The organism is Paenibacillus sp. FSL R5-0636, assembly GCF_037974255.1.
GTDB lineage: Bacteria > Bacillota > Bacilli > Paenibacillales > Paenibacillaceae > Paenibacillus_AQ > Paenibacillus_AQ odorifer.
This window is the reverse complement of record NZ_CP150232.1, coordinates 5745396-5769320: the sequence shown is the minus strand read 5'-3', so window position 1 is coordinate 5769320 and position 23925 is coordinate 5745396. Positions and strand designations below refer to the sequence as shown.

17 protein-coding genes are annotated in these 23925 nt (G+C 43.6%); 15 read left to right on the top strand and 2 right to left on the bottom strand.

All coding sequences use genetic code 11. The features are described from left to right. Positions 1–4: 4 nt before the first annotated feature. The 7 genes from MKX34_RS26265 (at position 5) to MKX34_RS26235 (ending at position 8582) form a co-directional block, all read left to right on the top strand. Complete coding sequence (locus MKX34_RS26265; RefSeq protein WP_179089301.1) at positions 5–1498, top strand: NHL repeat-containing protein; 1494 nt, start codon at positions 5–7, stop codon at positions 1496–1498. Next, positions 1495–2109 (top strand): YIP1 family protein, encoded by a 615-nt coding sequence (locus MKX34_RS26260; protein WP_036679624.1) that lies wholly within the window; start codon positions 1495–1497, stop codon positions 2107–2109. Before MKX34_RS26265 ends, MKX34_RS26260 begins: the two co-directional genes overlap by 4 nt. An 18-nt stretch (positions 2110–2127) precedes the next feature. Then, positions 2128–4500, top strand: a complete 2373-nt coding sequence (locus MKX34_RS26255) for a DUF5696 domain-containing protein (protein WP_076296896.1) — start codon at positions 2128–2130, stop codon at positions 4498–4500. Positions 4501–4504: 4 nt separating this feature from the next. After that, on the top strand, positions 4505–5380 hold the full coding sequence (locus MKX34_RS26250; protein ID WP_081383952.1) for a sugar ABC transporter permease: 876 nt from the start codon (positions 4505–4507) through the stop codon (positions 5378–5380). A gap of 3 nt (positions 5381–5383) precedes the next feature. Then, entirely contained in the window at positions 5384–6376 is a 993-nt protein-coding gene (locus tag MKX34_RS26245; protein WP_051491074.1) for a carbohydrate ABC transporter permease, read from the top strand. Between the two features lie 208 nt (positions 6377–6584). Beyond that, positions 6585–7673, top strand: a complete 1089-nt coding sequence (locus tag MKX34_RS26240; protein WP_076296902.1) for a low temperature requirement protein A — start codon at positions 6585–6587, stop codon at positions 7671–7673. A gap of 132 nt (positions 7674–7805) precedes the next feature. Further along, the gene (locus MKX34_RS26235; RefSeq protein ID WP_076138104.1) at positions 7806–8582 is read left to right on the top strand and encodes a Cof-type HAD-IIB family hydrolase; all 777 of its coding nucleotides are present in this window, start codon (positions 7806–7808) and stop codon (positions 8580–8582) included. Positions 8583–8729: 147 nt separating this feature from the next. Here MKX34_RS26235 and MKX34_RS26230 read toward each other — a convergent pair whose 3' ends face one another. Continuing rightward, the gene (locus MKX34_RS26230) at positions 8730–9725 is read right to left on the bottom strand and encodes a serine hydrolase (protein ID WP_081383951.1); all 996 of its coding nucleotides are present in this window, start codon (positions 9723–9725) and stop codon (positions 8730–8732) included. Between the two features lie 113 nt (positions 9726–9838). On the opposite strand from MKX34_RS26230, the gene MKX34_RS26225 reads away from it, so the two are divergent. The 6 genes from MKX34_RS26225 to MKX34_RS26200 all read left to right on the top strand — a co-directional run bounded on the left by MKX34_RS26225 (position 9839) and on the right by MKX34_RS26200 (position 20052). Further along, positions 9839–12211: a YcdB/YcdC domain-containing protein gene (locus tag MKX34_RS26225; RefSeq protein WP_036679615.1), complete on the top strand. Its 2373-nt coding sequence runs from the start codon at positions 9839–9841 to the stop codon at positions 12209–12211. A 706-nt stretch (positions 12212–12917) separates the two neighbouring features. Next, a complete protein-coding gene (locus MKX34_RS26220; RefSeq protein WP_076296895.1) occupies positions 12918–14570 on the top strand; it encodes an extracellular solute-binding protein in 1653 nt (550 codons plus the stop codon). 183 nt (positions 14571–14753) lie between these two features. Further along, positions 14754–15659 (top strand): ABC transporter permease subunit, encoded by a 906-nt coding sequence (locus tag MKX34_RS26215; protein ID WP_076296894.1) that lies wholly within the window; start codon positions 14754–14756, stop codon positions 15657–15659. Between the two features lie 19 nt (positions 15660–15678). Beyond that, entirely contained in the window at positions 15679–16566 is an 888-nt protein-coding gene (locus MKX34_RS26210) for a carbohydrate ABC transporter permease (RefSeq protein WP_076099478.1), read from the top strand. 83 nt (positions 16567–16649) lie between these two features. Next, complete coding sequence (locus tag MKX34_RS26205; protein WP_036679602.1) at positions 16650–18413, top strand: histidine kinase; 1764 nt, start codon at positions 16650–16652, stop codon at positions 18411–18413. Next, positions 18400–20052, top strand: a complete 1653-nt coding sequence (locus tag MKX34_RS26200) for a response regulator (RefSeq protein WP_339203765.1) — start codon at positions 18400–18402, stop codon at positions 20050–20052. Before MKX34_RS26205 ends, MKX34_RS26200 begins: the two co-directional genes overlap by 14 nt. Before the next feature lie 78 nt (positions 20053–20130). On the opposite strand, the gene MKX34_RS26195 is transcribed toward MKX34_RS26200, so the two are convergent. Then, the gene (locus tag MKX34_RS26195; RefSeq protein ID WP_036679597.1) at positions 20131–20958 is read right to left on the bottom strand and encodes a TerC family protein; all 828 of its coding nucleotides are present in this window, start codon (positions 20956–20958) and stop codon (positions 20131–20133) included. Positions 20959–21620: 662 nt separating this feature from the next. Here MKX34_RS26195 and nifB point away from each other — a divergent pair. Together nifB and nifH are read left to right on the top strand one after the other, a co-directional pair. Then, positions 21621–22997, top strand: a complete 1377-nt coding sequence (gene nifB, locus MKX34_RS26190; RefSeq protein WP_076179396.1) for a nitrogenase cofactor biosynthesis protein NifB — start codon at positions 21621–21623, stop codon at positions 22995–22997. Positions 22998–23000: 3 nt separating this feature from the next. Continuing rightward, complete coding sequence (nifH, locus tag MKX34_RS26185) at positions 23001–23870, top strand: nitrogenase iron protein (RefSeq protein WP_235219430.1); 870 nt, start codon at positions 23001–23003, stop codon at positions 23868–23870. Positions 23871–23925 lie beyond the last annotated feature (55 nt).

Genomic DNA, 23925 nt, shown 5'->3' with positions numbered 1-23925 from the left:
AGTCATGATGATAGGACGTAATATGAAAAAAATGCTGCTAACAGGGCTAATGGTGACGCTGACACTGCCAGTGCTGCTGCTTCCAGGGCAGGCGCTAGCTGGTGAAGCCCCATATGAGGGGTATACGTGGAATCAGTCCGGCAATGAGGTCCGCTCGATTAATGGTTATCTCTACGATTCTTCTATCGATCCAACAGGAACAGATACGGGGTCCTTCAAAAATCCGGAATCTCTCTTTATTAGTGATGACGATTCACTCTACGTAGTAGACACGGGCAATAGCCGTATTGTTCATATGGATAAGGACGGTCGTCTGCTAAATCTGATCGGCGATACGGAAGGCAGCGGCAAGCTGCAAGAGCCGAAGGGTGTATTCGTGAAAGAGGATGGAACGGTATATGTAGCAGATACAAAAAACGCGCGTATTGCTATTTTTGATAAAAATGGCAAGTTCGTAAAAGAGTTTCTAAAACCGGACAGCCCATTACTGGGTGCTAATTTCTCTTATTCTCCTTCTAAATTAGTCGTAGATAAGCGTGATTATATGTATGTGGTGAGCGATGGTAACACGCAGGGGTTGCTGCAAATTGACTCAGGCGGTAAGTTCAAGGGGTTCTATGGAGCGAACCATGTAGGCTTCTCCTGGACACGACTCTTAATTAAGCTGGTGGCCACCAAAGAGCAGCAGAACCAGCTGGCGACCGTTAAACCTTCTGAGTTCTCCAACGTGGATCTGGATGAAGAAGGATTTATCTACAGCACAACCCTGGGCGAAGAGTATAACCAGATCAAACGGTTATCTCCGGTAGGCGTAGATACGCTGAACATTGGTAAACGCTGGTACGGCGATTATTACTCTGAGGGTCCATTCAGTATGGCTTCCTTTATGGGGATCAGTATTGATAAGAACGGATTTATAACCGCGCTGGATTTGCAGTCCAGTAAAGTCTTTCAATATGACAAGCTGGGGAATTTGTTATTCAGCTTCGGCGGGATCGGGGATCAGAATGGACTCTTCGTGACTCCTTCCGCCGTAGATCAAACCGCTGATGGCCTGATCTATGTAGTGGATAAAGGACGGGGCAGAATCGATCGCTTCCGGAACACGCCGTTTGCGGATTTGGTTCATCAGGCATCTTTGCTATATGTAGATGGCAGCTATGACGAAGCGCAATCCTTATGGCAAGAGGTGCTGCGATTGAACGCCAATTATGATATGGCTTATCAAGCTATCGGCAAAGCGCTATATAAAGCAGAGCAATATAAGGAATCTATGAGCTACTTCAAGCTTTCAAATTCCAAAGCTGACTATTCATCTGCTTTCCGCGAATATCGTAAATTGTATATCCGGGAGCACTTTACTTATTTCTTCGCCGGCGGAATTGGACTGTTCTTAGTACTGCTCTGGAGTGTGCCGAGATTATACCGGAGATTCCATACCTGGCTGTATAGAGGAAACAAGGCAGTATTGGATCCGGCAAAGGGGGAGATTGGATGAACACTTTGCGAATGATTCATCAGGTTGTAGTTCATCCTTATCAGTTCTATAACGATATTCAAGGAAAGCAACGTATCCGCTGGATACAGGGGATTGCCATCGTTCTACTGACCTTTGTGGCACGAATGATCTCGATTCTGATTACAGGGTATGCTTTTCAAACAAGAGAGCCGCATGAAATCTCCATGTTTCATGAGTTTATTTGGCTTATCGTTCCTTGGTTGACCTGGTGTGTCTCGAACTGGGGTGTCAGTACGATTATGGATGGTGAGGGGAAATTCAAAGAGATTTTTGTGGGCAGTGCCTTTGCCCTTGTTCCATACATGCTCTTTATCCTTCCAGTCACACTGTTAACGTTGGTCCTTTCGCTGGATGAGGCTTCAACCTTCAATCTGCTGCACAAGTTTGTGATTCTTTGGGTGGCTTGGTTGATTTTAATGAAGGTGAAGATCCTGCATGATTTTGAGATTCGCAAGGTTATTTTTATCACCATAATCAGTGTAATAGGAATCGCCATTATCTGGTTCGTAGGTATTTTGCTGTTTGGTATTTCCAATCAATTTGTTTCATTTATTGTCGATCTGCTCAAAGAATTGAGATTGCGCGCGTAAGGAGGGAAAGGTAACACGATGAGAAAAAAAGTTAAAGTGCGGGGCATTCTCTGTATTGTTGTGATGATGCTGTTCGCAGTGATAAATGTTCAACCCCTACACAGTTCCGCCGATCCGTCCACCGCTGCGCAGTCTGTTCAGACTGAAGAAAGCAAAGAGGTTGGGCAAGAGCAAACATCGGTGGTGACTGAACCAGTTGAAGGGCAGGCCACTGCTGTGAAAGAAAAGGAGACTGCGGTTCCTGCAGAAGAGCAGACTCCAGCCGTCGTAGCAGCACCTGTTCAGAAGGTTGAGCTGCAGCCGGTCACGCCTGGAACAAAAGCACTGGAGAACGAACGCTATATTTTGTATGTAGATGAGAAATCGGGAAATCTTCGCATCACAGACAAAATCACAAACAAGGAGTGGCTTGGATCTCCACAGCTGGAGCGAACAGCCATGCCAAATATTAAGAAATACACAACCGCGCCGATTTATGCAAGATACACACAGGGGGCTGACATTACACAGGTCTACCCACTTAAAGATGAGGACTCCACGGTTACCGTAACGATTGAGCAAGATGTCGTCCGCGCGGAGTTTGCTTTTATTAGCCTGAAGCTTTCTTTTGCTCTGGAGTACAGACTGACGGCTAATGGATTTGAGGCTTCCATTCCACAGGAGTATTTGAAGGAAGAGGGGAATGCGAAATTCACGAGTCTGGAGGTTCTGCCATTTTTTCATGCGGCTAGAGAAGATGCAGAGGGGGCAATGATGCTTCCAGATGGTTCAGGGGCATTGCTGGAGTTTCGTAAAGAACATCCCGTTTATTTGAAAGGTTATTCTGAGTACATTTACGGCGGGGACGAAACCTTCGTGAAACAAAATCATGAAATTACGGATAACTCTTGGCAAAAGGCGGCACCTCTTAAAAAAGCTATCGCTTTGCCAGTGTTTGGGATCTATCAGGGAGACACCGGATATTTAGCAATTGTTACTAAGGGAGATACCGACGCTAAAATAAACGGTGTTCCATCAGGCATTCGCGCTATTTCGCTTTATAGAGCATCAAGTGAATTTACCCTGCGCAAGGATGATGTTATTTTTGTCGGCAATTCCGGCCAAATTCCTTATTATCAGGGTGAGATGATCAAAACCGATCGTAGCGTACGTTATGTTCTGCTCCAAGGCGAGGAAGCTAACTACGTTGGGATGGCGAAGGAATACCGTAATTACTTAATGGAAGAGAAAAAGGTCAAGGAAGTAGTTCTTGAGAACACGCCATTGTATCTTCAAGTGCTCGGTGGGATTTCTCGTGATGAAGTCATCGGTTCAACTTTTATAGAAGCAGCTACGTTTAAACAAATCAAGGACATGATTGATCAATATCAGGCAGAGGGTGTTACTCAGCTAGAGATTACGATCGAGGGATGGTCCAAAAATGGTTTATACGGAAACCAGCCAGAACAATTTCCGGTTGAAAAGAAGCTGGGAGGTAAAAAGGGACTTAAAGAGCTTCAGGAATATGCCGCAGGCAAGGGCGTAAATCTTTATTTGAAAGCTAACTACGTGAAACCTTACCAAGATAGCAACAGCGTGAAGGCAAGCAGAGATGCTGTGCGCGGCATTAATCGTGAAGTCTTGAAGCAGTACGTTTATTATCTCTCTACCCGGTGGAATACGGATGATTATTTCTATTTAATGAAACCTAGTGTTATCGCAAAACGCAGTAATGCTGAGCTGAGCAAGTTCCAGTATTTGGGTGTAAAGGGTGTACAGTTTGAACACTTTGGAAGCTTGCTATACTCCGATGAGGATAATAAATCCAATACGGACCGCCAGCTTACAGAAGATACTTATGTTAATGCATTGGATAACTTCCGTAAGGGTGAGCTTAACACGGCAGTAGATTATGGTTTTGCCTATACATTAGGACATGTGAACCGGATTGATCAAGTGCCGCTCGACTCCAGTCAATTTGTCTATACAGATCGGGCGATTCCTTTCTATCAACTAGTGTTACACGGCTTAGTGCCTTATACAGCAAGCCCGGTTAATCTGTACGATGATTCCCGTAACCAAACCTTACGGGCGCTGGAATATGGAGCCCTTCCAAGTTATGAATTAACTTATGCTCCGACTAGCGATCTTCAGAGAACCATGGCAGACCGGCTGTTCAGTTCTAGTCTTGAGAACTGGCTGGCACCTTCTGTACAGAATTATCTCGCATTGAAAGAGGTCTATGACAGCATTAGTAACCAGCAAATGACGAATCATGAGCAGCTGCAAAGTAAGGTCTTTCGGACGACTTATGCAAACGGTGTGAGCATTATAGTCAACTATAATGAGCAGTCTGTTGACGTGTCTGGTCAGACCGTCGAGGCATTCAGCTATGCGGTAACAGGAGGATGATGAAGTGAAAAAATCAAAGCTATCGATGCGAGCGCGTTATTTCGTTGAAGGATATTCCTTCATCGGCCTGTGGCTGGTCGGATTTCTGGTGTTTATGGCTGTTCCGCTGGGCCGTTCCTTGTATTATTCCTTTCAGGATCTCCAAGTGAGCAAAAGCGGCTTACTGGCCACTTTTGTTGGGATGGAGCATTATCGCGCCGCTTTTACTACAGATGTTAATTTCTTGCCACTGCTCAAATCGACGATGGTGTCGACGGTGACTCAGGTTCCGTTAATTCTTATCTTTTCGCTCTTTTGTGCGATTCTGCTAAATCGAGGACTCGTAGGAAAAACCTTTTTTCGTGGCGTGTTCTTTTTGCCGGTCATCATTGCTTCAGGGGCGATCCTGGGCAAATTGATGGATCAGGGTGCCGCAAATTTACCGATTTTTTATAATCAGGATTTATATGATAAGCTCCATAACTTTATCCCCGGCGACATTTTGAAGTCGTTGCTGAAATATGCAGAATCTTTAACGCTGGTGATGTGGGATTCTGGCGTGCAAATTTTGATTTTTCTAGCGGGGTTACAGACGATTTCTGTTTCACTGTATGAAGCGGCCAAATGTGATGGAGCAACCGCGTGGGAAAGCTTTTGGAAAATCACCTTCCCGATGATTATGCCGATGATGCTCGTAAACACATTGTTTAGTATCGTCAGCTCATTCACGAAAACAGATAATCAAATCATGAGTCATATTTTGAATGTCGTCTTTAAGAATAATGATTTTGGATATGGCTCAGCGATGGGTTGGATTTATTTTGTGTTTATTTTCTTGGTTCTGGGTTTGGTCTTCCTGTTATTCAGCAAGTCGCTCGGTGCCACCGAAGGGAGGAAGTAGAAGATGTTGAAGGAATCCGTAAAGCAGGTTCGGACAACGAACATGGAACATCTGACAACTCGTTTAAAAGCAAGCGGCAAGCTGGACAGAGTCGTAAAACGTTCGCTTCAGGTGCTGAATATCGCTTTTTATTACTTGGTTATTCTCAGCTTAACGTTCGTATTCCTATATCCCTTGTTATACATGGTATCCAAATCCATGATGCAAGTAACAGACGTGGCCGATGCCACAGTGCAATGGCTTCCGAAAAAGATTAGTTTTGGCAACTATTTTCTGGCATGGGATTCGCTAAAATTCTGGGCCGGGTTCGCAAATAGTGCGATTATTTCCTTCGGGAGTGCGGTTCTGCAGATCTTAAGCTGTTCCTTAATCGGTTATGGCTTTGCCAGATACCGTTTTCCAGGCTACGCAGTGTGTTTCGTTCTGCTGTTGTTTACTTTTCTAGTTCCACCGCAGACGATTGTTGTGCCACTGTATTTGTTCTTTAGTGACTTGGGGTGGATTAATACACATTTGCCGTTTGTGGTTCCTTCTATGTTTGGGCACGGGTTGAAGGGGGCATTATTCGTACTGATCTTTATTCAGTTCTACCGCGGAATGCCTAAAGTGTTGGAGGAAGCAGCACGTATCGACGGTGCGGGCGCATTCAGAACGTACTGGAAAATCATGTTTCCTATCGCCAAGCCGGCAATGCTGATCGTATTCTTATTCTCTGTGGTATGGCACTGGAATGACAGCTTTGAACCGAATACCTATTTAACAACACCGGATTTCTATAATCTGTCGCAGCGATTAGCGATGTTTTATGGTTCCAATAATCAGGCAGCGGAGACGATGTCGCAAATGACTTCGGGTTCTATTGGGATGGCCCCAACTGGACTGAATCAGGTTATGGCGGCGTGTATTCTAACTATTCTGCCAATTCTGATTCTGTATTTGTTCGTACAGCGTCATTTCGTAGAAAGTGTGGAACGCTCCGGTATTGCCGGGGAATAAGAACAAAGCTCTAGTCAGAAAAAACCAGCAAGCCTCCCGTATGTGGGGGCTTGCTGGTTTTATTTTAGGCAAAGGGGCTTCAAATTAGTATATCAATTCGGTTAAGATGGATAAGTATTCGATAAACTGTATTAGAAATACACATCCAAACCAAGGGAGTCAGACGATGAATAAACGCACATCGGGATTTGAGCACAGTACAGCATCCATTGCTGAGAAGAAAGTTACTTGGCTGGAGCTATTTTATGATCTGCTTTTTGTAGCAGCAGTTTCAAAAGCGAGCCATGTCCTATTGCATGTACAGGCGGGTACAATCCCACTTGAATACTTATCCAAATTCATCTTAATATTTATTCCGATCTGGTGGGCTTGGGTAGGGCAATCGCTTTTTGTAAATCGGTTTGGTCAAGACATCTTTTCACATCGGATATTCTTGATTCTACAATTATTTTTTGTATTAATAATGACGGCGAGCTTGTCGGTTAACTTTGATCAATATTATATGCCATTCTTAATTGGTTATGTTGGTTTGAGAGCTATGACAGCCATTCAATATCTTACGATAAATAAGAATGAAGCGGCTGATAGAAAGGGCACTGCCCGGTATTTGGGAAGCAGATTTTGGATTGGATTAGTGATTTCTTCTTTATCACTTTTCTTTGACTCTTGGATGCGTTATGTAGTTTTGTATGCGGGAATTACTGTAGACATTCTGCTTCCATTAGTAGGCCGGAAATACTTGGTGAAAAGTCCGATCAATACTCATCATTTATTGGAACGCTTCTCGTTGTTTACGCTTATTCTGCTTGGCGAATCAGTGGTCAGTATCCTTGCGGTCTTACAGTCTAGCCACTGGACGTGGCAATCTATTGTATTTGCATTATTAACTTTTCTATTAATCATAGCTATGTGGTGGCAATATTTTGATAATGTTGAAAAGAAAGTGGACAAGACTATAGAGACTGCCGGACAAACCATAATTTACGGGCATTTATTTATTTATGTATCCTTGAGTATGATTGCAGCTTCGATCCAACTGTTATTTTTAGATCAATTAAATTATACATTTATGGTGTGTTTTGTTTTTGGATCGGTCCTGCTCTACTTCTTCTCTACCTCACTGGTCTTCCATAAATATAGACATATACAGCAACGGTTAGGGATATTTCATTTGACGTTATTATTAGGTTTACTTGGTGTTTTTTTCGCAGTAGATTTGTTGTTCCTTATACCTAATTACCTGATCATTGGTGAAATGATGTTATTTTTTGTGGTATATGCAAAATTAACGACGTAAGCTTGTTGTGCCGAAGCTGAATAATGAAAACAAGAAGGAAGCCGATCCGTGTGATCGGCTTCCTTCTTGTTTTAGATCCCATGAAATATAATCTATCTAGTTACGTTCGAACGGGGAGGCTTATTTCATAACATGTATAAGATTGTATTTTTTGATGTGGACGGTACTCTAGTAAGTGAAATTGATAGAAGCATTCCGCTTAGCACGCTAGAAGCAATTGAGAAGTTGTTAGAGAGAGGAATTAAAGTCGTAGTTGCAACAGGGAGACCGCATAACTTATGTGAAGAGTTCAAGTCTATGGGCATTGATACCTTTATTTCTGCTAACGGTGCGCTTGTCAAATGTAAGGATAACGTTATCTATAAATCAACGCTTTCAACAGAAACCGTGCGGGAACTCTCGGCTTTTGCTGAGTTGAACGGACATGGCATGTCCTATTTCACCGAACTTATAACCATGAACGGAATGGGTTCCGAGGATGAGCGCGTTATGAAGGCATTAAAGGAGACTTTGAGTCTTACACAATATCCCGAAAAAATGAGCGCTCTGCCAGAGGAGGTTTACTGTATATGCTTGTATGCGGACGAAAATGAAGCGCAAAAATTCCAAGATAGATTTTCTGAATTACGGTTCGAACGTTTTCACGGATACGTTATGAATGTGCTTGAAGAAACAAAAGTTTCTAAATCAACGGCGATTAAACAAGTGCTGGATTATCTGAATATTTGCAAGTCAGAAGCTATCGCGTTTGGTGACGGTGGAAATGATATCGACATGTTGGAGTATGTGGGATTGGGCATTGCGATGGGAAACGGTGCGGAACAGTTAAAACAAAAAGCCGATTTTGTTACAAAAAAAGCAAGTGAAGGCGGGATAGCCTACGCATTAAAGAAATTTGGTGTCATTTAAGCTTGCAGCAAACGAGTTGAAGAAAAATTAAGAGCGATCATTTGTACAAATCTAACAGCGACTGCCAAGACTTTATCAGTCTATGGCTGCGGCTGCTTTATGGATTGTGTGGTACCCACACATAGAACTGCATGTGATTTCTGGTTCTTACTGCCCTAGAAGAGCTGGCACAATAAATCGGCCGAAAACATTTGCAGGAGAGCCTTTTTTGTACTTATCCGCGGTGATAACGGCAACCAGCTCGTAAGCAGGAACTACAATGATATGCTGCCCTTTAAAGCCGAGTGCAAAATAATAAGGGATCTCGTTCGGCTGTTGCTCTGAACCTGCATTGAATTGGGATACCCACCAATGCCAGCCATAGAATCCTTTTTGCGGATGATTGGCTTCAACGTAAGGGCGAGTAGATTGCTGAATTGTATCTGAAAAAAGGATCTGCTGATCCTTCCAGCGTCCCTCCTGCAAATAAAGTAAGCCGAATTTCAGCATATCCTCCGGCTTCAGATGAAGTCCGAACCCACCGGTATGTATGCCTTGCGGATCGCTCTCCCAGTGATAGCTTTGAATGCTAAGCGGTTGAAACAGCTGATCTTCGGCAAATTCCGCAACCGCCTGTCCAGAACAATCACGCAGGATTGCGGACAAGAGCTGAGAGGAGCCTGAGTTATAAGTCATCACGGTTCCTGGTGTATGAGCTAAGGGCTGTGCAAGCACAAATTTTATCCAGTCTGCGGTTTTAGTCATGGCCGGAAAAGAATTCTGCCCGCCGAACTCTGTCCAGTTAAAGCCACCGGTCATCGTTAATAAGTGTTCGATAGTGATCTCTTTTTTACGTGGGTCACGATCTTCTTTTAATGAAGGAAAAAATAAAGAAATAGGTGTGTCTGGAGGTGGAATGATTAGTTTATCTATGGCTATGCAAACTAAGGCAGAAAGTACGCTTTTGGTGCACGAGTTGATTTTGCCAAGCTCTCCAGCGATTTGTGGATCACGGTAATGCTCCAGTATGGTTTCTCCATGTTGAACGATTAGACAACTGCGAATGTCTAGGCTAGTAATACCGTCAATAAGCGGCTGAAGGTTCCAGTCAGTAATGTCGGTGACCCCCTTTCTAGATGAATTATTGCTGCAACTGTTTACCATTATAGCTCACATCACCAAAATGTCGTAATTTCCTGTCGTTAAATAATTATGGAAAATACAAGAAAATATCTGTATAATAATATGAATCACGTGTTAGAGGAGGATGAATTCTTTTGAAAAGCAATAGTACTCTTTTTGTTCATCAAACGGCTAAAACGGTATTGATCACTTCAGTTGCACTCGCGTTACTCTTACCCCCTGGCTTAGCCGCAGCCGATTCTATATCTGTTAGCAGCAATACTTCCGTAACGCAGGTTAGTACGCAATCAGCGGCTCCAGCTACGACTACGAACTCTGAGGCTGATCCTACAAAAGTGAAATTCACGCAGGAGCAAGCCATTGCAAAGTTAAAAGAACTATTCCCATCCCTAAAAGATGCAACTGTAAACAATGTTCAACTGGGATCTAACCAAAGCTACCCAGCACCAGCAAATCAAATGATCTGGCATATTCAGTGGCAGGTTCAAGAAGGGAATATGGGATATGGTTTTAGCAGTGAGGTAGACGCCATTAATGGTGATATCATCAATACCTATCTCTCATTCTCGCAGGAAAAGAACGAGTCCTATTATCCACCGAAAGTATCGCAGACTCAGGCATTGGAGATCGCCAAGACTTTTGTGGCTAAGGCAGCCTCATCAGTTAAGAGCAGTGAGCTGCAATTAAATGAGAATGTCGGTTATAGTTATTTTTCGGAATCATTATTCGGTCCTGTTCAATATGGGTATAACTTCAGTATTCTGAAGAATGGTATTCCTTCTGGATCGGACAGCATTAACATAGTTGTGGATGGTAACGGAAATGTAACGCAATTCTCTAAGTCTTCTCAAGGGCTTGAGTACCCGTCTGCACAGCCCAAGATTACCTTGGAGCAAGCACAGAAGCAATTTGCGGAACAGTTTGATGTGGGCCTATTTTACATTCCTATTTATAAGAACGGAAAACCTAACAACTGGATTCTAGGCTGGCGTCCAATAGATCAGTCTCTATATCCTATCGATGCATTAACGGGCAAGCGGATAGATTATGAAGGAAAAGAATCCGTATCCACCTCAGTCGTGTATTCAGAAGTAGCGAAGAGTAAGGATGTTTTTCAGGCAAGAAGTTCTAGTACAGAGCTTTCTGCAAAAGAAGCAGCACAACTTGTAGAGAAGGTTGCTTATATTCCAGCAGATCGTAAATTGATCTCGCAAACCTTGAGAAATGACTATCAGGATTCAGATCGAAAAATCTGGCAGCTATACTGGGGCAGTAATGGAAATGATCGTTACATTGGTGCTGGCTTTCCAGAACAATCCTCTGCCGAGATCGATGCAAAGACCGGTGAAGTATTGCAGTACCAGGTTCAAGCTTATGGTGCTATTCAGGATAAGAAGAAGGAAGAGCCAGCACCTGCTGGAGGTAAGAAGCTTAGTGAGGCTGAAGCGAAGGTGAAAGCGCTTAGTATAATTAATAGTCTATATCCTCAGGCGAGCCAGAAGCTAAAGCTGGTAGAATACGGGGATAATTCGAGTTTGACTTCAGACGGATCAGGATATGGATATCAGTTTATTAGATATCATCAAGGAATTCCTGTGAGTGGCAGCACCATTACGGTAAGCTTGGATCTTTACGGCAGACTGACTTCTTATATGGGGAATCGGATAAGCAGTATCGATGAAATCACATTATCGCCTGATGCAACAATTTCCAAGAAAGAAGCGCTCGAAAGTTATAAACCTAAATATCAGACTAAGCTGAAGTATACTCAGGTTGGTGGATACAATACTTATAGAAACTATGTCGCACCGAAGGTGAAGCTGGTATATGATACAACCTTTGATGAATCTAACGGATTGAATCAGGTTTTGGATGCAGTCACTGGAAAATGGATTGCGGTCTATGATTATCTCGGTCAGCAGGATGCTCAACTATCTGCAACGGATATCAAAGGCCATACAGCAGAGCGGGAATTATCAGAATTGGTAAACCACCATGTGATTACACCGGATGCCGATGGCAAAGTGAACCCGGATCAAGAAATAACTGTCGGTGATTGGTTAACCTATCTTGCCAAAGCTTCTAGCCCAAATTTCACCAATTATTATAATAATAATGAACGGAAAACTGTAGCAGGCGTGAAGCCAGAGAATTCATATTATGATGCTGTTATTTTTGCAGCGGATCGTAAATGGATCAATAAGGATGAAAGCCTGCAAGTAGAGAGTAAGTTAACCCGGGAACAGCTTGCTGTTCATCTGGCTAATTTCTTGAAATATAATAAACTCACAGCTTATCTTGATAAAGATGTGACTGTAAGTCAGTTTAGTGATAGCTCAGCTATAAACAATAAGGGGGCGGTGGCTCTTGTTGTGAAATTGGGACTCTTAAAGGATGACAACGGCAAGTTTAATCCGCAGCAGAATGTAACAAAAGCGCTGGCGGCTTCGGTGATCATGAAGCTAGTGGAGCTGCAAGGAAAGACTGATCAGATCATAGGCCAATAAGTGTTAAAAAGACAGCCAGGCAGCGATTCTCCGACGATTGGAGAAGCGCTGCCTGGTTTTTTAGTTTGCAGCGCGGCGGAGTGACTGAAGCATCTCTATCTGGCAGCTGCAGTTTTCGGTCTCCACCCAGCAATTTTTGTGCGCCGATTCTTGCTGGAATCCGGAAAATAACTGTATTCTATACAGCTATTTCTTGTGCAAAAGGTGAATGTGAATCTTTAATTGCATTCTCTGCAACTAAAAACTAGAGAATTCACCTATCGGCGAGAAAAGCAAGGATATAAGTGTACGAAATACACTTATATCCTTTGGCCGAGTGATTTGATGCATTATAAGTGTACTAAATACAATTAAACGCGTAATGCCGCGTAATTCAATGCTTAATTTAATCCTCAGCGCGATCCTCAACGCGATCCTCAGCGCAATCTTCCTACACTATGCACCGCCGGCTCATTATAGGTAATCTAGATGGCTAAGATTCTTAAGGGATAGCATAAGGATCAGCCTCTTTTTGTGTAATTAATTACCAATACATAGACACTTACAATCTCACAGTATTATGATAATCAGAGTGATCCTAAAGCGGAGCTTTGTTAGGCGAACATGAATAGGTAAAGAAAAGATACCGAATGTAAACGGTTCACACTCGCTGTGTTAACGCTTTCTTCTTACAATTAGGATATAGAAAATAAGGGAGGTTCAATAGATGAAAAGAAAGATTAAAGGCTTGCCTTTAATGGCATCGGCCATAGTTTTATCATTAGTTTTCAGTGGTTGCTCCAGCAATAATAGTGGAAGCAGTAGTAGTTCCGCAGAGGGAAACACTAGTGCGCAAACGGAAATGGAAGGCGGCCCTTTAACCAAATATGATCCGCCGATCAAACTTCGCTCCACGATGAACGAAACAGGCAAAGAGACGTTGGCGCAGGGCGATACACATTCCAATAACATCTGGACCAGAGGATACGAGGAAGAACTTGGGATTAAAGTGTCCTATGACTGGATTGTGGCTGATGCCAACTATAACGATAAAATGAACGTTACCTTGGCGAGCGGGGATTTGCCTGATTTGTTAAAGGTGTCCACGGTGCAATTCGAGCAGCTTTATGAAGCTGGCATGTTGGAGGATTTGACCGGGGTGTTTGATAAATATGCTTCGGATCTTGTCAAAGAATATTACGCTGAAGAAGACGGAGCAGGACTAAAGCCGGTTACGAAAGATGGAAAACTGATGGCGATGGTAAGCTTCCCGGGTTCGCTGGATTCCTCTGATATGATATGGATTCGAAAAGACTGGATGGACAAGCTGGGTCTGGCAGAACCAACATCCATGCAGGATATTATTAAGATTGCAGAAGACTTTACATTTAAAGATCCAGACGGAAATGGCAAACAGGATACTTACGGCATTTCGTTGAACAAGGACTTGCCAATCAATGCGTTTCTTCTCGGGTACCATGCCTACCTGGAAACTTGGATCAAAAATGCCGATGGCGAGGTTGTGAATGGTACGATTCAACCGGAGGTAAAAGCTGGACTTGCGGAGCTGCAAAGATTGTATAAAGAAGGAGTCATTGATCCAGAGTTTGGGGTAAAAGACTTTGCCAAAGCGATGGAGGATGTGAATGCTGGTAAATCCGGTATGTTATTTTTGCCGCAATGGGCCCCTTTCCAAGTAAAGGACATGATTAAAAAAGATCAAAATGTTAACTGGGTGCCTTATCCAGTACAATCTATTGATGACCAACCTGCCAAAACTCAAAACCATCTTACAATTGGTGGCGTATTCGCGGTCCGTAAGGGCTACGAGCATCCGGAGGCATTGATCAAGCTGCTTAACTTCCAAGCAGAGAAAATGTTTGGGGAGTCCGCTAAAACAGAACGGGCAAAATATTTGAACGGGGACACAGGTCTGGGCTTCCAAAACGCGGTTGTATCCAACCTGCCACCGAACAAAAATGTAAAGGCACAGGATGAAGTGGAAAAAGCCCTTGAATCGGGAGATACCTCAAACATGGGCCTTGAAGCTAAATTATTCTATGATGATATTCAAAGCTACCGCGGTGGAGATCTTGATAAATGGCATATGGAACGGATCTTTGGGCCGCTTAGCTCACAATCGGTTATCAAACACTACCGCGACAATGACTTGGTGTTGATGAATGAGTTCATTTATGCCCCAACCAAAACGATGAACAGCAAAGCGGCTACCTTGGATAAACTGCGTGCAGAGACCTTTGTCAAAATCATTTACGGAAGTCTTCCTATCGATGAATTCGACAAATTCGTAGCCAACTGGAAAAAGCTCGGTGGAGATCAAATAACGAAAGAAGTAAATGATATCGTAAAAGCAAACTAGTAAAAACTACGCAGAAGAGGACTGCCCCTAGTCATGATAATGACAAACGGGCAGTTCTTTTTTTGGCTGAGCAGCTATTCGGTTCGATAACCAGGTCAACAAAAGATACTTAAAGTCAATACGCTACACTATTAAGGCAATTTGGGGCTGCTCTATAATTGAGATACAAGGAGGAGAAAGCATATGCACTTTAATACTAAGCAATTTCTACGTAATATTCCGCTCCATTTAATGATTTTACCTGCCTTAATAGTAATCATTATTTTCAGTTATATTCCGATGGCTGGCCTTGTAATTGCCTTCCAGAATTTTTCCCCGATTTCAGGGTTTAAGAATATGAACTGGACAGGGCTCGAAAACTTTCGTTATTTGTTTGAGCTTCCCGGTTTTGGTCAGGTCGTATGGAATACTGTATTTATCTCCGTCATGAAAATTATTGCTGGGCTGACCGTGCCAGTTATAGCGGCTTTATTGCTTAATGAGGTTCGTGTAAACGGCTTCAAACGTTCGATTCAGACGATTATTTATATGCCGCACTTTTTCTCATGGGTTATCTTGGGCGGGATTATCGTAGATGTACTGTCTCCGAGCAGCGGGATTGTCAACATGCTTTTAAAAGCATTAGGCATGCAGCCTATTCAATTTCTAGCGGACAATAGCTGGTTCCCATACGTACTAGTGATCACAGATCAATGGAAGGAGTTTGGATTCGGGACGATCATTTATTTGGCGGCTTTAACCAGCATTGACACCTCCCTTTATGAAGCTGCTGTAATCGATGGTGCCGGAAGATGGAAGCAGACCTGGCATATTACGCTTCCGGGCATTCGCCCGATTATGATCCTGATGCTGACGCTCAGCCTTGGCAACGTCCTGAACGGGGGATTTGACCAAGTGTTCAATCTGTACAATCCGCTAGTGTATGAATCAGGCGATATTTTGGACACGATGATTTACCGAATTGGTCTTCAGGATGCTCAGTACTCTGTATCGACCGCATTAGGATTGATAAAATCTGTAGTTTCCTTCGTATTTATCGGGCTGGGTTACTATCTGGCGTATCGTTTTGCTAAATATCGGATTTTTTAGAGAGAAAGGAGTGGACTAAATGCACCATACTTCAACTGCTTATCGTTGGTTTCTCCGCTGCAATTATGTATTTCTGACTTTGCTCGCAGTGCTTTGTCTTTTTCCGATCGTGAACATTCTGGCGATCTCCTTTAGCTCCAGCGCAGCTGTTAACGCGGGTAGCGTAACCTTCTGGCCTGTGGATTTCACACTTTCTTCCTATAAATATATCCTTCAGAACAACCAGTTCATTCACTCCTTCGGAACTAGTCTGCTCCGGGTAGTGCTTGGCGTATCCGTTAACCTGTTGTTTACGATTCTAGTAGCTTATCCATTGTCTAAAGAGGCAAAGTCCTTCCGCTCACGGACCGTGTATGCCTGGGTTTTTGTGTTCACGATGCTCTTCAGTGGGGGTCTGATTCCTGGCTATTTAATTGTAAAAGAAATGGGGCTGCTGGATAGCATCTGGGCGCTTGTTATACCGGGCGCGGTGCCGATCTTTAATGTTCTGCTTATGCTCAATTTCTTCAGAGGTTTGCCAAAAGAATTGGAGGAAGCCGCATGGATGGATGGCGCAGGACACTTACGTACGTTATGGAGTGTGTATCTGCCGGTATCTATGCCAAGTATTGCGACCATTACGTTGTTCGCTTTGGTGGGTCACTGGAATGCATGGTTCGATGGCATGATTTATATGAGAAGCCCGGAACATTATCCGCTGGCCACCTATTTACAATCCATACTTCAGCAGGTATCGATCCAGACTGAAAATATTACTTTTGAACAAGCTGCGTTATTAAATCAAATCTCAGACCGTACAACGCAAGCCTCCCAGATCTTCTTGTCTATCATTCCGATCCTGGCGATTTATCCGTTCCTGCAAAGATATTTTGTGCATGGACTAGTCGTGGGTAGTGTAAAGGGGTAAACTGGACTGGACCTAAATATAAGAAGGAGCCTGAACATGGCTCCTTCTTTATTATTATTCGATAGAAGAGGGAGAAAATTCCAATGAAATCATTCTCCATCGGGTGGAACCCCGATTCCATTGTGATCAAGCTGATCGGAGCTTTCCTATTGGTCATGCTTCCACTCTGTGCGCTGAGTATATCTATTACCTACTATAGCTCCAACCAAATGCAAGCTGAAGTGGAGAGGGCGAACGAATCGAAGGTTCATTTTTACTATAGCCATCTTGAATTTGAGCTGCAACGGATAACGGGCTTAGTCACGGAGTACTCTCAGGATGAAACGCTGGCTACCTTCAGTACCCGTATTCCAATTATGAGCCGATACGAAGTGGATTCTAATCTGAACAATATATACACCAAGCTAAAACAAATCAAAGAAACCAGTCCTTATATTAGTGATGTTGTGTATTATGTACCGGAAATTAATAAGCGGGTTAGCGCTGCGGTGGGGGTTAGGGATGTCACCAATGAGGAATGGCAAAGTCTGCTGGCCACTATGGGCAATCTGAAGGGCGCTTTATCTAAATACGAAGACGAGTTGTATTTACTGCGCAGTAATCCCTATAACCTGGATCGCAATCTTTCACCTAATTTTTTGCTGGGAGTGAAGCTTTCGTCGCCTGAGCTTGAGTTGCGTTTGAAAGAATTTGCTGTATCAGGGGGGAGCGATATTACGTTGGCCTTCGGCAATAACGATTATGTGATATCAACTTCTGACCAGAAGCCCAGGTTATTCCCAGTAGAGAAACCGCTAAATAGTGAAGATACTGTAAGTGTGCAGCGGTATCGTTATGATGACTCTTTTTATTATTCGCTCTACGATCACAGCAATAACTTTAGGCTGACCGCAAATATTCCCAACACGGTGCTCATGAAGCCGATTCATGTGTACTCATTGCTGCTGTGGCTGTTGTTCGTTGTCTCGATAGTGATCATTATCTTGTTCTCTTTATGGACGTACAGGATGATTCATCGACCGATGTCTATTCTTATCAGAGGATTTAAGAAAGCGGAGCAGGGGCAGACGGGGATCTTTATTACTCACTCCCGCAGGGATGAGTTTGGGTATCTATATTCTCGTTTCAATGAGATGCTTAAGCATTTAAATACACTAATTGATGAGAACTACGTGCAGCGTATCCGGACAGGGGAAGCGGAGCTTAAACATTTACAATCGCAGATCACGCCTCATTTTCTCTACAACAGTCTATTTAGCATAAAACAGATGGCTGAGGTGGAAAATGTAGAGCTGATCAAGGAGTTCTCTGATTATTTAGGGCAATATTTTCGGTACATGACCCGGGATTCCGCCCAGGAGGTTACTTTGCAGCAAGAGCAGGAGCATGCTTTGGTCTATCTGGCTATACAACGGATTCGTTTTGGCGCGAGAATTAGAGCTGAAGTAGATGAGATTGCAGCGGATTGCCGGGACATCAAAGTCCCACGGGTCCTCCTGCAGCCCATTATTGAAAATGTATTCGAGCATGGGCTTAAGCAAAAAAGCAGCAATGGCCTATTAAAAATGAGTTATGAAAAAGTTGAGCATACGCTGACTATTATAATAGAAGATAACGGTGACTCGCTTAGTGAGGACAAGTTAAATCTCTTGCAGCGCCAGTTCTCCGAGCAGAATGCTATTCAGGGGGAAATCACGGGTTTATTAAATGTGAATCAGAGATTGAGGATCAAATTTGGTTCTCCTTATGGCTTGCAGGCAGAGAGAAGTTGTTTGGGCGGGCTTTGTGTAAGAGTCAATTTACCGCTTAAAGGGGATGTGCAGGATGCAACGAATGATGATAGTTGATGATGAGCCTAATATTTTGGATGGGCTGTACGAATTTTTTGTAAAGGCAGATTTTAAAGATTTAGAGATCATAAAGGTTCATTCAGCGGATCATGCCATAGATTGGCTTAATACCGTAAAAATAGATATTGTGCTTAGTGACATCTGTATGCCAGGTATGGATGGGATGGCGTTAATTCAGGAAATTGTCGACCGCTGGCCGCGTTGTAAAGTAATTCTGCTGACAGGACATAATGAATTTGATTTTGCCCATCAGGCAATCCGAAATCCATGTGTAGTTGACTATTTATTGAAGACAGAGGGGATGGATAAAATTCGTGCCGCTGTGGAGCTGACTTTGGAGAAAATATCTTCAGAAGAGGATTATTTCTATAAAAGCCAATGGCTTCGCGATAAGCTCCCGCGTGCTCTGCCCCAGTTACAGCAGCAATTATTACACGATATTCTAAGACGCACTGAACGGATAGACCGGCAGAGCTTACAGGTTGAATTTGACGCCATTCAGCTCCTGTTCAAAGCGGATGGACCCGTCCTGCCTATTATTCTGCGGATGGAGGCTTGGCGAAATTATGAAACGGCTTCAGACCGGAGCTTAATTCGTTATGCGGTAGCCAATATTGCGGAGGAGCTGCTCAGCGACAAAGTTGAAGTTAAGGCTGTGGATCTGGATCCGGGGACGATAGCTTGTTTTGTTCAGCCTAAAATCGAGAATGTATCCTCAATCAAGGAAGAAGAGCTCTGGTTAAAAACGCTCCGTTTCGTCCACGGAACAATGGAATCCGTTCAGCAAGCCTGTGGCAAATGTCTGCAACTATCTGTGTCTATTATCGCCAGTGATCAGGAAGTGCATTGGCATGAGCTGAACTATGCCTTGAACCGTTTACGATTAGCCATTTTTGATAGCCCCGGACTTGGGATGGAAAAGCTGCTGAGGATAAATACCAAGGAACTGAGCCCAAGTCCAGGTTCTATGCATAATCGAAATGCAACAGCGGAACTGCTGCTCGACTATTTAAAACAACGGCTGCTTGAAGGTGATCTCGATTGGGGCACATCTTTTCGCAAATGGGTGGAGATCTCGGGGGAAGGTGGGCCGGAGGATCCTTTTTTGAGATTAAGATTAATGTCGGGGATCAGTAATACCCTGCTGCAGACTTTACAAGAGTTAGGTTTAACGGAAAAAGCCCATAGCGGTATGAATTTATCACGCATGTTATATTTTAATATCAATACACACTGGTCGGATGTCATCTCTTTTTATCACACGTTTTTTGAATGGATTATCTCGAACAGAAGCGCAACCTATAAACATGATGAATCGAATATCCTGTCCATGATCCACCAATATATTAAATCCCATCTGGCCGATGATTTGTCCTTAACCCGGATTGCGCAGGAAGTCTCACTTAATCCGTCCTATCTGTCACGCTGGTATAAAAGAACGACAGGGAAGGGGATTTCTGATTATATTCTGGAGAAAAAAGTGGAGCTAAGTAAGGAGCTGCTGCTTGGAACTGCTCTAAAAATGCACGAGATCTCCGGCCAGCTCGGGTTTAGTGATCAGCACTATTTTTTTCGATTCTTCAAAAAAACCGTTGGCTGTACGCCGCAGGAATATCGAGAGCAAAAACGAGGATAAATAACAATACCCCGAAAGACGTACACCTGTTCAGAAGGTGCATCTTACGGGGTATTGTTTGTGGCTGTATTTTAACGATTATTTACCGAGTTGTTTGTCTACTTCTCTAACCGGATTCTCGCCAACATTCTCTTCAACCTTGTGGCTACTCATAAACCAGCCGATTACAGCGATGAGTACAAGCACAACGTAGAAGGTGGCTTTCCACCAGGTACTATGAGCGAAATCTTCGGACAGAACACCAAGTGAAGGGTGCGCCAATGTAATGACTGAGAGCTTAACACCCACCCAACCTACGATAAAGAAGGCTGCAATTTCAAGTCCTGGACGGGAATGCAGCAGCTTAACGAAGAAGGAAGCTGCGAAACGCATAATGACCAGACCGATAAATCCACCGGCAAAGATGACGAGGAATTGTCCGCCATCGAGGCCTCCGATTTTTGGAAGACCACTTGCAGGAAGAGCAACCGCGAGTGCAACTGCGGCTAGGATGGAATCGACCGCGAAGGCGATGTCAGCGACTTCTACCTTCAGAACAGTAAACCAAAAGCTGGATTTCTTTTTATTGACCGCACCGTCAGTGCCGCTTTCAGCAGCTTCATCTGTGACGGGCTTCTTAAACAACAGTTTTCGGAAAATATGATTACCCGCGATAAATAATAAATAAATCGCGCCGATGGCTTGTACTTGCCAGATATCGACCAGATAGGAGATGACAAATAGCGAACCGAATCGGAACACGAAGGCCCCCGCTAATCCGTAAAACAGCGCTTTTTTTCTTTCCTCATCAGGAAGGTGCTTAACCATAATTGCCAATACCAATGCGTTATCTGCGGCGAGTAGTCCCTCTAGTGCTACCAGAACAAGCAATACCCAACCGTACTCTAATAATAATCCCCAATCCATTACTGTTGTCCTCCCTTTTCGAATGCAAATATCTACCAAAAGATATCTACCCTACCATTTTAACCAAATTTATATAAAAAAGACCTTTACCAAACAGATTAGCCTTTGGAATAAAGGTCTAACCTGATTGGTAAAGGTCTCGCTAACAATGTGAATTGCCAATAAAGCCGGAGAATATCCTCATATTCTCGTATTGACGACTTTATTTAACAGCTACTCCCCTTTACGGGATATATTAAATTTTTAAGATTATTCAATGTGTTCTTGCCTAAAGAGATCATATACGAGATGAAAGTCATTGTCAATAAAAGTTGCAGAAATAAATGGATTCTATCTTTTAAGAATCATTAAAATGGCCAGAAACATGACATGATGACGGAAATCAACAGAGATTGAATAAAAATGGAAACGGAAACATGATACATTCAGGTTATATAAACTAACATTTAATATGACGAAACTGCAAACATAAGGAAAAACAGGACTTAAAAAGGAAAAACTCGATTGACGATGTAGGTTGATGAAAATATGATGAAACTAATCAAAGCAATCGAACATGATTTGTGTTAACTAAAATTACATCAGTTGTTCTGTTGAAGTGAGTTTTACTGCGAAGAAGTACTAGAAGTTCATGCTGCATAAAACTTTTAGGAGGTGGGGAAATGCCGCAGACGTCATCGAGGTTATCCATTGAAGCAGAGGAGGAGCTCAGCCGCCATCCCTGCTACAGCGAGGAAGCTCATCGTTTTTTTGCTAGGATGCACATCCCGGTTGCTCCCGCCTGTAACATCCAATGTAATTACTGCAACCGAAAATTCGATTGTGTAAATGAAAGCAGGCCTGGTGTAGTTAGTGAAGTGCTAACTCCAGAGCAAGCTGAAAGAAAAGTGAAAGGTGTAGCCGCACAGCTGATGCAACTGTCGGTAGTTGGGATTGCAGGTCCGGGTGATCCACTGGCGAATCCAGAACGAACCTTTGACACGTTCGAACGAGTCAAGCGGCAGATCCCTGATGTTACCCTTTGCCTGAGTACTAATGGATTGACCCTTTACAGGCATGTAGACGCCATACTAGCGCTAGGTATCCGTCATGTCACGATCACCATCAATGCCATTGATCCCAATGTGGGCCGTGAAATTTATCCATGGGTTGTTGACGAAGGGGTCCGGTACGAAGGACAAGAAGCAGCGGAGCTGCTGATCAGCCGCCAGCTTCAAGGTTTGGAGCTGCTGGCACAGCAAGGTATTCTTGTTAAAGTTAATTCCGTTATGATTCCAGGGGTCAATGATCATCATCTCCCTGAAGTATCGCGAACAGTTAAAGCGCTCGGGGCAACTCTGCATAATGTGACGCCTTTAATTATCGCACCGGGAAGTCAGTATGAACGGGATGGGCGCAAGGCGCCGCGTCCTAAAGAACTGCACAACCTGCAGGAAGTGCTTGGGCGCGAAGGAATGAAGGTCATGCGCCATTGTCGGCAATGCCGTGCTGATGCCATTGGGCTGCTGGGTCAGGATCGTAATCAGGATTTTATATTAGAAAAGATGGATGCAAATCCAGTTATAAATGAGCAAGCTAGAGCGCTTTTTCAACGTGAACTTGATGCCAAAATCCGTCAGCGTGTCAAAGCCAAAGAGCTAAGGCAGAACTCTTTCCAGCAAGGGCAGCACACCACCAAAGTCGCTGTTGCTACACGCGGTGGGGATAAGGTCAATCAACATTTTGGCCACGCGACAGAGTTCATGGTTTATGAAACAGATGGAGTAAGCGTGAAGCTGCTAGGTGTCCGAAAGATTCAGGCCTATTGCCACGGTAAAGCGGATTGTAATGGGGATAAGAATGCCACGCTACAAGAAATTATTTCTATATTAAAGGACTGTCAAATATTGCTCTGCTCTGGCATTGGCGATGTCCCTCGCGCCAGCTTAAATAAAGCCGGAGTATTGCCTCTGGTGCGTAAAGGTGAAATACAGGATGTGATTCTCGAAAGTGTGAAGATCAGCTCTTATTTTGAAAATATATCGATTTCGAAGGGATGATGAATGATGAGACAAATTGCTTTTTACGGTAAGGGCGGTATCGGTAAATCCACAACTTCGCAGAACACTTTGGCGCAGCTCGCCACTAAATTTGGTCAAAAAACAATGATCGTAGGCTGTGATCCTAAAGCGGACTCCACACGGTTGATTCTGAACACCAAAGCTCAGAATTCAGTGCTCCAATTGGCAGCTGAAAGAGGAACGGTTGAGGATTTGGAGCTTGAGGATGTAGTTCAGTTGGGATATGGCGACATTCTTAATGTGGAGTGCGGTGGACCTGAACCGGGTGTGGGGTGTGCCGGCCGCGGGATTATTACAGCGATTAATTTTTTGGAGCAGCAAGGGGCTTATGAAGGATTGGATTTTGTATCCTATGACGTACTTGGTGACGTGGTATGTGGTGGATTTGCAATGCCGATCCGTGAGAATAAAGCACAGGAAATTTATATCGTATGCTCCGGGGAAATGATGGCTATGTATGCGGCCAATAACATTGCGCGCGGAATTCTAAAGTATGCCAACAGCGGTGGCGTAAGATTGGGCGGTCTGATCTGCAACAGTCGTAATACGGACCGTGAGGATGAGCTCATTATGGAGCTGGCACGCCGTTTGAATACACAAATGATCCATTTTGTCCCGCGGAATAATGTGGTTCAGCATGCAGAGCTGAGAAGAATGACCGTAGCCCAATATAATCCTCATCATCAGCAAGCTAGAGAATATGAGATTTTGGCAGAAAAGATTCTGAATAACAATATGATGACAATCCCGACCCCGATTTCTATGGAAGAGCTGGAGGATTTACTCATGGAATTTGGTGTGATTGAGGATGAAGAGACCGCGCTGAAAAAGCTGAAGGCATCTGGCCAATAATTAGGTTCGTCCGGTGAACAGGAGTGGAGAGACGGCTGTTCACCGGATCACTCTA